16 protein-coding genes are annotated in these 13,990 nt (G+C 66.8%); 5 read left to right on the forward strand and 11 right to left on the reverse strand.

Annotated features, from left to right (window positions below; translation table 11 throughout):
- Positions 1-70: 70 nt before the first annotated feature.
- Positions 71-1,369 carry a nucleotide sugar dehydrogenase gene (locus LRA89_RS18855; RefSeq protein ID WP_230772522.1) on the forward strand — a complete coding sequence of 433 codons (1,299 nt, stop codon included), beginning with the start codon at positions 71-73 and terminating at the stop codon, positions 1,367-1,369.
- Positions 1,347-2,645 carry a sugar transferase gene (locus LRA89_RS18860; protein WP_230772523.1) on the forward strand — a complete coding sequence of 433 codons (1,299 nt, stop codon included), beginning with the start codon at positions 1,347-1,349 and terminating at the stop codon, positions 2,643-2,645. The genes LRA89_RS18855 and LRA89_RS18860 overlap by 23 nt, the downstream gene beginning before the upstream one ends.
- Here the strand turns inward: LRA89_RS18860 and LRA89_RS18865 are convergent.
- Positions 2,611-3,873: a nucleotidyltransferase family protein gene (locus tag LRA89_RS18865; protein WP_230772524.1), complete on the reverse strand. Its 1,263-nt coding sequence runs from the start codon at positions 3,871-3,873 to the stop codon at positions 2,611-2,613. The genes LRA89_RS18860 and LRA89_RS18865 overlap by 35 nt on opposite strands.
- Between LRA89_RS18865 and LRA89_RS18870 the strand changes: the two genes are divergently transcribed.
- Positions 3,872-4,162, forward strand: coding sequence for a DUF6916 family protein (locus LRA89_RS18870; RefSeq protein ID WP_230772526.1), 291 nt, complete (start codon positions 3,872-3,874; stop codon positions 4,160-4,162). The two genes, LRA89_RS18865 and LRA89_RS18870, sit on opposite strands and share 2 nt — an antisense overlap.
- Here the strand turns inward: LRA89_RS18870 and LRA89_RS18875 are convergent.
- The 4 genes from LRA89_RS18875 to LRA89_RS18890 are packed head-to-tail and all read right to left on the reverse strand — an operon-like array spanning position 4,159 to position 6,331.
- Complete coding sequence (locus tag LRA89_RS18875) at positions 4,159-4,671, reverse strand: GNAT family N-acetyltransferase (protein WP_230772527.1); 513 nt, start codon at positions 4,669-4,671, stop codon at positions 4,159-4,161. The two genes, LRA89_RS18870 and LRA89_RS18875, sit on opposite strands and share 4 nt — an antisense overlap.
- Positions 4,672-4,676: 5 nt before the next feature.
- Positions 4,677-5,216, reverse strand: a complete 540-nt coding sequence (locus LRA89_RS18880) for a phage tail protein (RefSeq protein WP_230772528.1) — start codon at positions 5,214-5,216, stop codon at positions 4,677-4,679.
- A 17-nt stretch (positions 5,217-5,233) separates the two neighbouring features.
- Positions 5,234-5,779, reverse strand: coding sequence for a phage tail protein (locus tag LRA89_RS18885; protein WP_230772529.1), 546 nt, complete (start codon positions 5,777-5,779; stop codon positions 5,234-5,236).
- A 24-nt stretch (positions 5,780-5,803) separates the two neighbouring features.
- Complete coding sequence (locus tag LRA89_RS18890; protein WP_230772530.1) at positions 5,804-6,331, reverse strand: phage tail protein; 528 nt, start codon at positions 6,329-6,331, stop codon at positions 5,804-5,806.
- A gap of 202 nt (positions 6,332-6,533) precedes the next feature.
- Between LRA89_RS18890 and LRA89_RS18895 the strand changes: the two genes are divergently transcribed.
- Positions 6,534-6,701 (forward strand): hypothetical protein, encoded by a 168-nt coding sequence (locus tag LRA89_RS18895; RefSeq protein WP_230772531.1) that lies wholly within the window; start codon positions 6,534-6,536, stop codon positions 6,699-6,701.
- On the opposite strand, the gene LRA89_RS18900 is transcribed toward LRA89_RS18895, so the two are convergent.
- The 3 genes from LRA89_RS18900 to LRA89_RS18910 are packed head-to-tail and all read right to left on the reverse strand — an operon-like array spanning position 6,689 to position 10,100.
- Positions 6,689-8,623: an asparagine synthetase B family protein gene (locus tag LRA89_RS18900; RefSeq protein ID WP_230772532.1), complete on the reverse strand. Its 1,935-nt coding sequence runs from the start codon at positions 8,621-8,623 to the stop codon at positions 6,689-6,691. The genes LRA89_RS18895 and LRA89_RS18900 overlap by 13 nt on opposite strands.
- Complete coding sequence (locus LRA89_RS18905; RefSeq protein ID WP_230772533.1) at positions 8,620-8,901, reverse strand: PqqD family protein; 282 nt, start codon at positions 8,899-8,901, stop codon at positions 8,620-8,622. The genes LRA89_RS18900 and LRA89_RS18905 overlap by 4 nt, the downstream gene beginning before the upstream one ends.
- Positions 8,898-10,100, reverse strand: coding sequence for a sulfotransferase (locus LRA89_RS18910; RefSeq protein WP_230772535.1), 1,203 nt, complete (start codon positions 10,098-10,100; stop codon positions 8,898-8,900). Before LRA89_RS18910 ends, LRA89_RS18905 begins: the two co-directional genes overlap by 4 nt.
- A gap of 138 nt (positions 10,101-10,238) precedes the next feature.
- On the opposite strand from LRA89_RS18910, the gene LRA89_RS18915 reads away from it, so the two are divergent.
- Positions 10,239-10,829, forward strand: coding sequence for an aspartyl/asparaginyl beta-hydroxylase domain-containing protein (locus LRA89_RS18915; protein WP_230772536.1), 591 nt, complete (start codon positions 10,239-10,241; stop codon positions 10,827-10,829).
- On the opposite strand, the gene LRA89_RS18920 is transcribed toward LRA89_RS18915, so the two are convergent.
- Genes LRA89_RS18920 through LRA89_RS18930 form a run of 3 tightly spaced genes read right to left on the reverse strand, consistent with a single transcriptional unit; the run spans position 10,775 to position 13,037 of the window.
- On the reverse strand, positions 10,775-11,242 hold the full coding sequence (locus tag LRA89_RS18920) for a lasso peptide biosynthesis B2 protein (protein ID WP_230772537.1): 468 nt from the start codon (positions 11,240-11,242) through the stop codon (positions 10,775-10,777). The genes LRA89_RS18915 and LRA89_RS18920 overlap by 55 nt on opposite strands.
- Positions 11,239-12,090, reverse strand: a complete 852-nt coding sequence (locus tag LRA89_RS18925; protein ID WP_230772538.1) for a sulfotransferase domain-containing protein — start codon at positions 12,088-12,090, stop codon at positions 11,239-11,241. Before LRA89_RS18925 ends, LRA89_RS18920 begins: the two co-directional genes overlap by 4 nt.
- The gene (locus LRA89_RS18930; RefSeq protein ID WP_230772539.1) at positions 12,087-13,037 is read right to left on the reverse strand and encodes a hypothetical protein; all 951 of its coding nucleotides are present in this window, start codon (positions 13,035-13,037) and stop codon (positions 12,087-12,089) included. The genes LRA89_RS18925 and LRA89_RS18930 overlap by 4 nt, the downstream gene beginning before the upstream one ends.
- Positions 13,038-13,990: the final 953 nt, after the last annotated feature.

Here is a 13,990-nt window from a genome sequence, read left to right on the forward strand (position 1 = left end):
GATACATCTTGGCAGTGCGGTATCTGTTCGCGGTTTCGCGACGTATGTATTCATATGCCGTCGCGCGATCATGACCGACCCGGAAGATAGTGTCGGGACCGCGGATGAGCCTCGCGTCGTCGTCATCGGCCTGGGCTATGTCGGCCTGCCGCTCGCGGTACGGCTTGCGGAACATTTTCCGACGATCGGGATCGATCGCGATGCCGGGCGCGTGGCGGCGCTGCGGGACGGATACGATCATAGCGGCGAGGTGGCGCATGATGCACTGACCACGTCGCGGCTGATCGTCACCGACGATCCGGCGGCGGGGTACGGTGCCGACATCTACATCGTGACGGTGCCGACCCCGGTGGATGCCGACAACCGGCCCGACCTGTCACTGTTGCGTGCCGCCAGCACCACCGTCGCGGCGATGCTCGATTCCACGCGGCGGCCGATCGTGGTATATGAAAGCACCGTCTATCCCGGCGTGACCGAGGACGAATGCGGCACGGTGCTGGCGCAGGTATCGGGACTGGTGCGCGGACGCGATTTCTTCCTGGGATATTCTCCCGAACGCATCAATCCGGGCGACCGGGTGCATAGCGTCGATCGCATCACCAAGGTCGTCGCGGGCGAGACACCCGCCATTACCGCGCGGCTGTGCGCGCTGTACGACAAGGTGACGAGCGCGGGCACCTATCCCGCCGTCTCGATCCGTGTCGCGGAGGCCGCCAAGGTCATCGAGAACGCTCAGCGCGACATCAACATCGCCTTCGTCAACGAAATCGCGCAGATCATGGCGCGGCTCGACCTGTCGGTGTGGGACGTGCTGGCGGCGGCGGGGACGAAATGGAATTTCCTGCCGTTCCAGCCCGGACTCGTCGGCGGCCACTGCATCGGCGTCGATCCCTATTACCTCAGCCATTGCGCCGAGGCTCTGGGCCATTCGCCCACCGTCATTCTCGCCGGACGGACCACTAACGATTCAATGGCGCATTGGGTCGCCGATCGGCTGTGCGATACCGTCGCGGCACCGGCTCGCGCGCTGGTGCTGGGGCTGACGTTCAAGGAAAACGTGGCCGATCTGCGCAACAGCAAGGTCGCAGATGTGATCGCCCGGTTGCGCGATCGCGGGCACCGGGTCGACGTCCACGACCCGCGCGCGAACCCGCGCGAGGCCCGCGCGGAATACGGCATCGACCTGCTGCATACGCTGCCCGACGCGGCCTACGACATCGTCTTCCTGGCGGTGCCGCATGACGAATATCGCGCGCTGGCGCCCGAACGCCTCGCGGCGCTGGTCCGGTCGGGCGGCGTGTTCGGCGACTTGAAGAACATCATCCCCCCCTCGCCTGCCTTCGCGTATGTCCGACGCTGGACCCTGTAGCGGCGGCGAACGGCGTACGCGCCCGCGCACCTCATTCTGGCAACGCGGCACGGTCCAGTTGGGCGGCGCGGTGCTGTTTGCGATCGTGCCGCCGTTCACGATCGCCGCAGCGATCGAACCGTTGCTGCTGCGCCTGCCGCTGTTCGCGGTGTCGCTGTTCAGCAGCCTGATCGCAATCGCATTCGGCCGGTGGCTGTTTCGCGGGCTGGTGGGATTTCCCGGCATCCGCGCCAGCTATTACGTGCTGCCGGTTTTCTCCTCGACCTTCGCGGCCGCCGTCGCGATCCTGTTCATGGCCCGGCTCGATTACAGCCGGCCGTTGCTGCTTGCCAGTTTCGTGCTGGCGCTGATCTGGTTTTACACCGTCTATTTCAAGTTGCAGCGCGGCCCCCGCATGGCCATCGCCGTCGTTCCCAACGGCGCGACCGACAGCCTGTTCGCGATCGACAGCATCGCGTGGCGACCATTGGCCGCGCCCGCGCTTCCCGCGGGCTGCGCGACGGTGGCGGCCGATTTCGATCACGATCATGCGCCCGAGTGGGAACGTTTCCTCGCCGAATGCGCGCTGGGCGGCATCACGGTCGTCCATTACCGGCAATTGCGCGAATCGCTGACCGGACGGGTGCAGGTCGACCGCCTGTCAGAAAACGTGTTCGGCTCGCTGCTGCCAGATCCGACCTATCTCGGCATCAAGAGCGTCGCTGATCGGTTCGTGGCCATTGCGCTGCTGCTGCCGCTGGCGCCGGTATTCGCGCTGGTCGCGCTGGCGGTACGACTGGATTCGCGCGGCCCGGTCTTCTTCCGCCAGCAGCGTGTGGGGTATCGGGGGGAATCGTTCCAGGTGTGGAAGTTCCGCACCATGACGCACCGCGTACCGGTCGCGGGAGAGGGGATGCGGATCGATGCGATGACGCTGCCCGATGATCCGCGCATCACCCGGATCGGCCGTCATCTGCGGCGGCTGCGCATCGACGAGGTGCCGCAGGTCCTGAACATCGCGCTTGGACAGATGAGCTGGATCGGCCCGCGTCCCGAAGCAGCCGTGCTGGCGGAATGGTACGAAGCGGAAATCCCCTTCTATCGCTATCGCCATATCGTCCGCCCGGGCCTGTCGGGCTGGGCACAGGTGACGCAGGGACATGTCACCAGCGTGCAGGACGTGCTGGCCAAACTGAGCTACGACTTCTTCTACATCAGCCGGTTCAACTTCTGGATCGACATGCTGATCGTCGTCCGCACGATCAAGACGATGCTGACCGGCCATGGGTCGCGCTGAGCCGCGCCCGGTAACGTGCCCGGCGACGACGCAGCAGCAGCGGAACCCGTAACAGGACATAAAACGGAACGAGCAGCGGCGGCAGCGGCACGTCGGCGATGTCGTCGCCCGATACCAGAAGCCGGGCGATCACCCGCGCGCGGACCCGCCCGTTCGGCGCTACCAGCAGCTTGGCGGCGAATTCCGCCCAACCGCGCCAGCGCGTCGTCGCCAGTTCGCGTGCGCCGCCGCCAGCGCGCAATACCCGGCGGGCCAGCGCGACCAGCAACCGCAACCGCATCGACCGGGGTGGAACGAAGCCGGCCGGCAGCGGCATGGCGAGAAATTCATGCGCGAGCAGCAACGCCGATGCCACCGCCCGCCCGTCGCCCCGGGTTCGCGCCGCGTCCCACCATGCCGAGCCATGGTCGGGTGCGGCGCGAACCAGCGTGGCGACATCGGCAAGCCATTTCAATCGCGCCCATAAGTGCGCCGCACCATGGACGCACAGATAGGCGAACAGGGCATCGTCGCCGAGGGTACGCAACGTCAGCCCCGGCGTGATCGCCTGACGCTGCCAGTCCGCCTCGCGCGGGATCGCGGCGTCCGCCGATTCGTCGGACAAGCGCCAGTGAAGCTCGACGATCGTCCCGTCGGCACCGCGCCGATGCAGGCTGTCCTTCGTCACCCGGAGATAGCGGCGGAGAACCGGGGGTGGCAACCACGCGGCGGGCCGTTCGCGGACATAGCCCGCAGCCGCCAGCGCCACCCATGCACGATCGACCTGATCCGGAGCGACGGCGATGTCGATGTCGGCCGATTCGCGAAGCGCGACGCCGCCGTGCAGCCGCTGCGCCAGTGCGACACCCTTCAGCGTCAACATGGCGACGCCCGCGTCCGCCAGCAACCGGTCGAGCGCGATCGTGTCGCGCAACTGTGCCAGTGCGGCACCGGCACGGGCACGGGCGATGCGATCGATCCCCGGCGGCACCGCGACGTCAGCCGCGCGCAGGCCATCGGCCACCAACGCGGCTACACCATGCCGATGTGCGACCGCGCGCAACAATCCGACATCATGGCCCGGCGCCAGCAGCCGCCGGATACGGGCAATGTCCACTGATTCCCGGGGCCAGACGCTACAGGCGCAGATGATCGCGAAGGCACGCGGATTCCCGTTGATCGCGGGATCGGCACCGGCGGCTACATGACGCTTGATTGTGACGGAAAGCTGGTTCACCTCGACGACCATGACGCTCGTTCTCGAAGATTTCACGCCCTATCTGGCCGAAGCGTTCGCGCTGGTCGACAATGATGCCGTGACGCCCTTCGTGCTGCGTGAGGCGACCGCGATGCGCGACCGGTCGGGCGGGCGCCTGCCGCGTCCGCCGTTCGTCCTGCTGTTCGCCACGACCGATCCGGCGGTGCGCGGCCAAGGCAGCTATACGCTGGCCCATCCCGCGCTGGGACCGACCGACATCTTTCTCGTGCCCATCGGGCGCGACGGCGATGCCGTGCTTTACGAAGCGGTCTTCAACTAATCCGCGCCGTGCGGGCGCTCCATTTCCAGATAAATATCGTGCTCGACCAACGTCGTGAACCCGAACCGGCGGTAAAGTGGCAGCGCCGCACTGTAGCGCTCCACGAACAATCCCACGTCCAGCCGCTGCCGCGCCGCCGAATCGATCACTGCCGCGATCAACGCGCTGCCCAGTCCGGCACCGCGCCGGTCAGGATGCAGGGTGATGTCGACGAGTTGCATCGCGGTTCGTCGTGGCTGGACATATAATCGGCCGACGGCCTGTCCGGCCTGTTCGATCACGGCGAAATGCACGTCGTGCAGCGCGGTGCGATAATGATGTCGTTGCGCCGCGAATTGCTGGGCGACGAATGCCGTTTGTTGCGCATCGCTCCACTGCGTCATCGACGCCAGTTCGGCGGCACGGGTCGACGCATATAGTCCGGTCAGGAACGCGACGTCGTCGTCGCGTTCCTGACGTAGTGCGATGCCCTGCGCGACCAGCGCTGGCGGAAGTTCGACGGGAATCATGGCTGTCAGTTGCGCGCGGGGAAGATGCCCTGCAACGCGATGACGAAATTGACCGCTTGGAACGGATGCATGTTCTTGTGCGCCTCGCCGCCACCGGTCACGCCGATCGCCTCGGGCGACATCGGGGTGTTGAGCGTCGTCGTCGGCAGATAGGCGGGGCCGGGATTGGAAATGCCGTACATCGCCGTGACGTCGGGCGTCGCGACATTCTGTGCCGGATTCTGCGGGTTGAGCGACGCACCGGTCAGCGCATGGCTGTGGCTCGGTATCTGCGCCGGCGTCAGCGTCACGGTGGTGGAACCCACGACGTCACCGACCTGGCGCGGGGTCAGGCCGGGCCCCGCGCCCGATCCCATCGCGACCGATCCCGCCAGATTGGGCAAATTGAACGTGGTCCGGCCATCACCGCCGAACTGCACGCCCAGAACCGCGAACAGCGCGGTATATTGACGGATTTGCATCGCTTGGCCGTTGCAAAAGGCATAGTTGCGCGGCGGAAAATTGAAGCCGACGAGCTTGATCTCGCCGATGAAAGGGTCGGACATGATTTCTGTCTCCCAACCTAGTTTTGCGTGGGATAGATGCCGTTCAGGCAGATGATGTAGCTGACGCAGACCGTCGGCATCATGTTGTCGTGCGGCTGGTTGCCGCCCGACACCCCAACCGACGTTGCCGACATCGCGGCGGGCACCATCGTGCTGGTCCCCTGCGTCACGTACATCGAATTCTTGGCGGTGCCCCCGGTCGGCGCCGCGGTGATCGCATCTCCGGTCGGGCCGGTCAACGACCCGGCAGCAGTGGTGGCGACCACGCCATGGGTATGCGTTGCTAGTTCGAGCGAGGTCAGCGTATGCTGCTCCTCTCCCGCCGATTGCCCGATCGTTCGCGGGGTAAGGGCAGGGCCGGCCCCCTGCCCCACCGGAACCCGTCCGGCGAGATTGGGCAGGCCGAAGGTTGTGGCCCCGTCCCCGCCATAGGTGGTGCCAATCAACGTATACAGCACTTCATATTCGCTGATCGATAGAAGTGCGCCGTTGCAGAATGCCCAGTTTACCGGTGCGAAATTGCCACCGAACAGGCGGACTTCGCCGACAAAGGGATCGCTCATCGCAGGGTAGCCTTTCGTCGTAGATCAGTTGCGGGAAGGGAAGATGCCCTGCACCGCGATGCAGAGATTCAGCACCTGAAACGGCTGCATGTTGTTGTGCGGCTGCGACCCCCCGGACGACGACAGCGTCTGCGGCGCCAGCACCACCTTGGCGGCGGGTGGCGTCGTGCTGGCCGGCGCGAAGAAATCTACAGGCAACGATACGTCGTTCGCGAAGGCCCCACCCGTCACCGGCCGCTGGGTTGCGGTCTGGTTGGTACCCGACAGCTGGTGGGTGTGCGGCGGTATCTGCCCCTGTGTCAGCGGGACGGCCTCGACGCCTTCGCGCAGGCCGATGGAGATCGTCGCCGGCGCGAAATGCAGCGGTGTCCTGCCACGCAGGTCGGGCACTCCGAACGTCTGCACGCCGTTACCGCCATATTGAGTGCCCAACAGCGAAAACAGCGCCTGATACTGGTTGATCGGCAACAGTCTCCCGTCGCACGCCACATAGTTACGCGGGGCGAATCCAAAACCGAATAGTTTGATTTCGCCAACGAACGGCTCTGCCATGTCCCATCCCGCTCCTGTTGCCCGGTGCTATCACCGTTACAGCAATAACTTGATCGATTCGACACGATGACACAAGCGACAACTGTCGTCGGTGAAATATAGCTATCCATACAGATCAATTCTTTGCAAAGACTTGCGCGATCGATCGTATCATGGCATGGGCCAAGCTAAAGCCGCATCAGCGGCCAAGAGGATGCGGCACATGGACGGCACCAACAATCGGATTTCGGCCACGTCGGCCGCCATGCCGGACGCGCGGCGTCCGTGGCAGACGCCCGAAGTCATCACTTCCGACGCAAGCGGTGCCGGCGCACAGGTCGCGTTCGGATCGGACGGATCGACCCCGGTGTACGGACCCTACGGCTCCTGATCCTGCCCGGCGGACGCCGCACCGTCGTTATGCCGTTCGAACCATAGAATGAAGCGCGCCAGCGCGATGCCGAAGGTCGCTCGATACAGTGCGCGGTGATCGCTCATGCGCGCCTCGTTGATGTTGGCGACTTCGTCTGCGATGCGATCGAAATCGATGATCCGGGCCAGACGCCCGGCGCGGTCATCCGCGCGCAGGCTTCGCAAGGCATCCGGCACCACGGTTGCCGCCATGCGGAAGAAATCGGGTTCCTCCGCATCGTTGCCCGGTCCCGATGCCAACAGACGCGCCGGCAGCAGATCGGCCAGCGCGGTACGCGCCAGATAGCGGTCGCGGCCGTCGCGAAAGATCAGCCGCGCAGGGATTGCCAGCGCGAATTCCACCACCCTGCGATCGTGGAATGGCCGCGTCAGGTCCATGCCATATCGCCCGGCGAGGTTGGTCATCGCTGGCGCGGCGCAGGTGATCCGGTGAAGCCGGTGTCGGCGCAACGCTTTCCACCGCGCGTGGACCGGCATCGGCTGGCGCAGTCGCCCGGCATCGACCCCTCCGGTCGTCATCAGTTCGCGCGCCAGCGCGGGCGTGATCGCGCGCAGCCGCCACGCGGGCAGGAACCGACGCCGTGCCGCCTGCTGCCACGCGATCAGACGAAGCGGCAACAGCGCGCCCAACACGTCGTTGCGGACGGTACGCACCACCCCCTGCCCCGTCGTCCGCATGCGCAAGCGGAATTCGCGGACGAACCGCCGCAATTCTCCACGGCGCAACACCCGGCCCAACGCCCACGCATCGCGCGGGTTAACGGTATAGTCGCCACCATGTCCATCCATCACCAGTCGCGCGCCCGACGACGCCGCCATTGCGAACAGGTGCGGACGGACGTGCGATATGCCCGCGCAATCGTCGGCACCGGCGAACAGCGTCTCGATATTGTCCAGCACCGTTTCGTCGCGCCGCACGAACCAGCGCAGGTCGATCCCGTCGCGGTCGGCAAACGCGCTTGCGGCGGCACGGGCGCTGCGCACCGGACGGGTGTCACCTTCGGCTAGCGCGGAACACACCGCGACGATCCGCCGCCCCTGTGCCGCTACGATCGGTCCTGCAATAGCGGCGATGCTGCCGCTGTCGAACCCGCCACTGAACAGTAGCGCGGGCGGACGCAATGTCCGGCGAACGCGGCATTCCACTGCCTCCGCCATGATCCGGCGATAGGTTTCGACATAATAGGCATCGTCGTGCCCGACATGCCCGGCGGCGGCGTGCGGCACCCAATATCGTTCGACCACGACCTGCCCGCCCGCCGCCAGTTGCAGCGTCGCGCCACCGGGAAGCGACTCGATTCCCTCGAACAAGGTTGTCTCCGGCCCCGGATCGACCGGCGACAGCAGCCGCTTGCCCATTGCCGCCTCCGACAAACGACGCGGCACGCCGTCGACCGCCCATAGTCCCTTGGGTTCGCTGGCAAAGGCAAGGAAGTCGTCGCCGCGGTGCCAGTAAACGCCGCGCTGGCCGAGGGGGTCGCGCGCAAGCAACAGCGTCCGCGCGGCCGGATCGATCAGGGCGAATGCGAAATCGCCGAGCAGTCGGTCGACACAGTCCGCGCCCCAGCGGCGATATGCGGCGAACAGGATCGCCGAGTCGGCCATCCCGGCCGCATCGATGCCCAGTTCGGTGGCCAATGCGTCGCGATTGTCGAGCCGCAGGTCGGCGGCAAGCAACAGGCCGTCATCGGCGATCGGTTGAGCCTCGTGCCAGTCCTCCACGTTCACCCGCATCAACGCGTGGCCGATGCCCACCGAATCCAGCACGATGCCATGCGCGCCGTCGGGTCCGCGCGGCGCCATCGCTGCCAGCATTCGTTCGATGGCGCGGGGATCGATCGCGGTGCCGTCGAACCGGACGATCCCGGCGATCGCGCTCACCGTGGAAGGGCGCCGGGCGATTCGCGCGCGATCGCGCCCTGCGCCGCAAGCGCTTCGAGAAACGCGGCGACCTCACGCGCGCAAACCTCGGGCGTGACGGCGAACTCGTCGCACAGTCGCACGCACAGATCGTCGACCTCGGCGACCTCGTCGAGCAGTTCCCAAATCCGCGCGCCGACCGCATTCAGCCCGACATAGGTGCCATGGTCGGCGCTCATCATCAGCACCTCGTCGCCGACCGGTGCCGCCAGCCAGTCGCCCTGTTTGCGAACGATCATCGTGCCGCCTCCGCCGCGTCCAGCCGGGCGACCGCCGGCGTTACCAATGCAGCCGCCCGGCCGCGTAGCTCGGGAGTCGCCTCGACATGTTTTGCGGCGCGATCATCGATAAATCGCGTGGTCGGCGCCTTGGCATCGCGCCCGCCCGCAGCGCGCATCGCCGTGCGACCGGCATCGTCAACGGCGATGCCGAAATGGGGCAGGATGCGATCGAAGAATGCGTCGGGAAGCGCGTCGTACCGCACGGCAATCGCGCGCCGCGCGCGCACCGCATCGGTGGCGGCATCGGCGATGCGTCCGAGCAGCCGCGCGCCGAACATCGCGGGATCGGCTGCGGCATCGGAATCCTCGGCCAGATGCGGGATCAGGCCGGGCACCGTCTGCGACCCCGGACGCCGGGCATGCGACACGAGTATCTCCACGGGATCGCGATACAGGAACAAGAACGGCACGTCGGAAAACGCCTCGGCAAACAACTCCCATGCCAGCATATGCCAGCAGTCGAGCTTCACCACGCCGATCCGCCGGTCGCCATGCCGGTCGCGCAGGAGCGCGGCAACCATCGCGCGCAACTGAGCGACCGCGATGCCCCGTGCGGCGGCGTCTCCGGTCGAGGCCCGCTGGACGATCGCGTCGAGCGGCGGCGGTTCGGAGGCGACGACATGGTCCGGCACCGCCGCCAGCATCTGCGCCACCAGCGTCGATCCGCAGCGTGACAGGTGAAAGACGAAGCCCGAAGGAGCAAATGCCGCACCGGCGGGCATAGTTTCGGCGAACCGGTCAAGCGGCGTGCGCACCGGACGCAGCCGGTTGAGTGGCAGGCATCGCGCGCGACGCACCGCTTCCTCGAAGAACGGTTCGGTCAGCCGGCGTCCGGCGAAATGCAGCCATTCAACTACTGGCCCCGCCGCACCGTCGGCCACCGCGACCGGCAGCCAGGCGGGCGCGGGCCATTCGTGGTGCGTCGGCAGCGGCAACGCGAACCGTTCCAGTCCCAGTGGATCGGGACGTATGGCAGCGGCAATCGCGGCAAGCGACAGATCGATCCCAAACGCCGCGGCTTCGGCGTGCGCGACGATCGCGAACGAATGGCCGTCCACGATCGCGGCGAGCCGTGCCGCCAGTGCCGGATCGGTGTCGATCGCGTCACGCAACCGTGCCAGCATCGCCGCTTCCGACGATTCGACGTCGACTCTCATTCTTCTGGCTTCCCCCCACGCCTCGCCGTCGATAGCGTCTCCCTGTCATCGGGCGATCAACCATCTGACGCGGGAGCGAATATCATGCTTCATGGGCACCGCCAATCCGCGACCTCGGCCGACCGCATACGCCTGCCGATGACGTTTGCCCCGGGGCCGCTCGCCGCCGATCTCGCGCGGCTTGCGACATCGCAGTGGGTCAATCACCTCGTCCCCCAGAATTACGACGGCGACTGGCAGGTGCTGCCGCTGCGCATGGTCGCCGGGGCGACCCATCCGGTGATGATGATCTATGCCGATCCGACCGCGACCGCCTTTGTCGATGCCCCCGCGCTGGCGCATTGCCCGGCGTTCCGCGCGGTGCTGGCCGCGTTTTGTTGTCCGTTGCAGACCGCGCGGCTGATGCGGTTGACACCCGGGTCGACGATTCGTGAGCACCGCGACCACGACCTGTCGGCCGAACAGGGAATGGCCCGCATCCATGTGCCGGTGACGACCAACCGTGACGTCGATTTCCGCCTGAACGGCACGCGCGTCGACATGGGGGTGGGCGAGACATGGTATCTGCGCCTGGCGGACCGCCACGGCGTCGCCAATCACGGCACGACCGACCGGGTCCATCTGGTCATCGATTGCGAAGTGAACGATTGGCTGGCGAAATTGCTCGACAGTGCTCAGCCATGCGGCACGACCCGCCCGACCTCGACCATCGCCGGGTCGATCGGATAGCCGGCGACGCCGATCCCATCGGCGGTCAGCCACGCATGCTCGCCGTCGGGGGCGCCCTCCCGCATCGTGCCGCCGAAATGAAGGATAGCGTCTATCCCGCGCCGTCCGAGCATCGCCCGCGCCGCGAGCGAGCGTTGCAGGCAGACCGCGCGGAACGGCATCAGCGGCGCGGCGACCGCGATCGCCCAGCGCACCCGCGCGATGCGATGGCGACGGACAGGATCGATTGGCACCGGTGCATCGACGCGGGCGGGCGGGACGAAGCGGCCCAGCCCGGCCATAAGCCGCCCGAACGGCCGCAGCCCCAGCCGCAGCCGCGCCGCCAGCAAGCTCACCGCCGCCTCGACCACCAGCGCCTGACGCGCCGGTCCCATTGTCAGTGCGGTCGCCGCGCGTGCCGCCGCGCGCCTCATTCGCCGGTTCCATAGCCCAGTCGCGCCATCGTCGCGCTGTGCGCGGCGACGACCCGCGCCGCCTGTGCCGCGCTCAGTTCGTCGCGCCAGTTGCCGGCGATGCCGCGCCGGAAGAAGCCGCCATGATGGAGTTGCGGCGGTGCCTCGCCGAAGCCGGTCGCGCGTTCCTGCGCCTGCACCTTGTCGAAACCGGCGAAATCCACGGCACGCGCGATCGCGTCGCTCGACGCATCCACCCCCGCGAAACGCAATGCCGCCGCGAAGGTCGCCGCCGCATCGGCGTGCAACGCTTCGTACCGGACGATATGGACCGGCAACACGTCCTGCGTCATCCAACCGTCGTGGAACCCGCTCCAGCCACGCAACTGTTGGCGCAACTGGTGATGCTGACGATCGGTCCGGCCGCAGAAGGCGGATGCCGGATCGGCCATGAACGCAATCGTCCAGTCGATGTCGCGGTCCATGTGATGCGCGAGCGAGGCGACGACGTCGCGCGGATCGCGCACGATCAGGATCGCACCCGCCGCCGCGTCCGGCCCGCCCATCAGCGGCTCGCCGGCATCGGTCCGCGTCCAGGCGTCATGCGTCTTGACGAAGCGCGGCACGCTGGCCCGCGCGGCCAGCGCGCGATAGACGCGCGGGCGCAGCCGGTCGCATTCGGCATGGGTCAGCAGCGCGGAGGGAAAGCCGATCGCCTCGTCGAACACCGGGCGGGCACTGGCCGTCCCCGAATCATGCCGCAGGTCGTTGATCGCCAGCGGTGTGTCGCGCGCCAGATTAGCGAGCAACAGCCGAAACCAGGTATTGCCCGATTTGGGATAGGACGCGATCCAGAACGTCGGCGTCACGCGCCCACTCGCCCCGGTTCGCGCCAGTGGGCCGCCAGATCGCCGAGCACCGCGTCCATCGCCTCGAACCGCCGCGCGCGGGTCAGGGTAAAGACGCCGCCGCCGCGAGACACCGCCGCCGCCGCCGCGAGGTACAACGGCTGCTGCCGCATCCGTCGCACCAGCGCCGGGCGATACGCCTGCGCCCGCAATAGCAGCGCGGCATCGACCAGATTGGCGCGCACGATGCCGGGAACCGCGGGCGGGCGATCCTCGGCCAAGATGTAGACCGCCATGATCGGCAACGCGGCGCCGCTGGTCGCGATCGGATCGACATGGAATTTGCGCAGACGCGATCGTACCGCCGCACCGCGCCGGTCAGCAAGCGCCAGCCCCTCGATCGCGTCGTCCCACAGCTTGAACTGGCGGCCGTCGGGATGGACGCGCGCCACCCCGTCGGCGCCGATCATGATGCCGCAGAAATCATCGGCGACGAGATCGAACCCACGCGCGCCCAGTGCGGCGGCCAGCGTCGATTTGCCCGCCCCCGACGCGCCGCAGAACAGCACGGCGGCATCGCCGACGCGCACCGCACTGGCATGCAGCACAATCCACCCACGTTGTTGCAACAGGATACCGAAACCCGTGCCGCCGACGAACACGTCCAGATCGGAATCGCAGGTTCCGTCGAGAGGATCGTAGCAAAGCTCCCGACCATCGCACAGCAGCATGCGGACGACACCGGGTATTTCGAGCAGGAAACGGCCGTCCGCCATCTGCCACGTCGGGCCGCTGTCGATCGCGTCCGGCAGATGCGGGGCCAGACGCGCGCGTCGGATCGTGATCGCGGGATCGCCCGACACCGCCGCGTCGATCAGGCCGGGCAGACGCAGGTCGGCGCGCACCGGCAGTCCCGCGACGAGATAATGGAACGCATGCGTCGTCGCGTCCGCCCGTTCGCCATCCATCGGCTTCCCCGCCTTTCCGTTCCTAGATCGACCCGCGCCCGCGCATCCGCCATGCCGCCGTCATCGTGCGGCATATCGTTCACGCAGGGGATTTCCCGCTTTAGCCAGACGAGTCCAGCCCCCGAGCCCGGATTTCGACACGGAGGGATCCACAACCGACCGGCATGACCATACGGGCACCGCCGGTGCCAACGCGAAGCGCCCCGCCGTTCGCACCGGCATCGAGCACGTCTTTGCTCGGCAAAAGGATCAGATGGGGCTGTTCATCGGCACCATCGGCATCGCTCGCGCCGAGGTGAAGGTCGGCCTTACCATCCTGGCCTACAACATTGACCACCTGATCTTCCACAAACGGCGTGCCGCCATGGGATAGCTGCGCCCGGCGCGGACGCTTGCTGGCAGGAGACCCTGGAAAAGGCTTGTTCAAACCGCCAGCGACGTACCCCCGGCCCTTTGCAATGCCCTCCCATTACCGGGTGGCACGTTGATAGGGGTGCCCACCTGCTCTCCGCGAAGCACGAATATGCGGTTTTGGCGTCGGACTACAGGCGCGACCGGCACCGTCCGACTGAGCCTAGCATTACAGTTGCTTTTTTGATCGGACATGTGCCCGTCGAACGGCGGCTTGATGGGCGCGTCGCCAGCAGGACCATGCGATGATGTGACGAGGCTCGATGCGCCGCTGGGCCAGCCTGATGACGACACGGCGGATCTTCTGGGCGGACCAGCGGATTAGCTCCGTGGTCTGGAGAAGTGGCTCGGGAGATTTGAACAGCGGTGGTCGTGTTCCGAGGGGTGGTGTAGCTGAGGGGTAGCCATCGGAGATCTTCTGACGTGACCCCAATTTTTCATCCAGCGGCAACCAGAGACCTGCCGGTGTTGTCGCGCATGAGCGCAGGTGAAACAACGGGCGGGGTTAACCCCGCCCGTTGCTGTTCGAGCCCGGCAGCGAA

Origin of the sequence: Sphingomonas sp. Leaf4 (assembly GCF_920939515.1) — a bacterium.
GTDB lineage: Bacteria > Pseudomonadota > Alphaproteobacteria > Sphingomonadales > Sphingomonadaceae > Sphingomonas.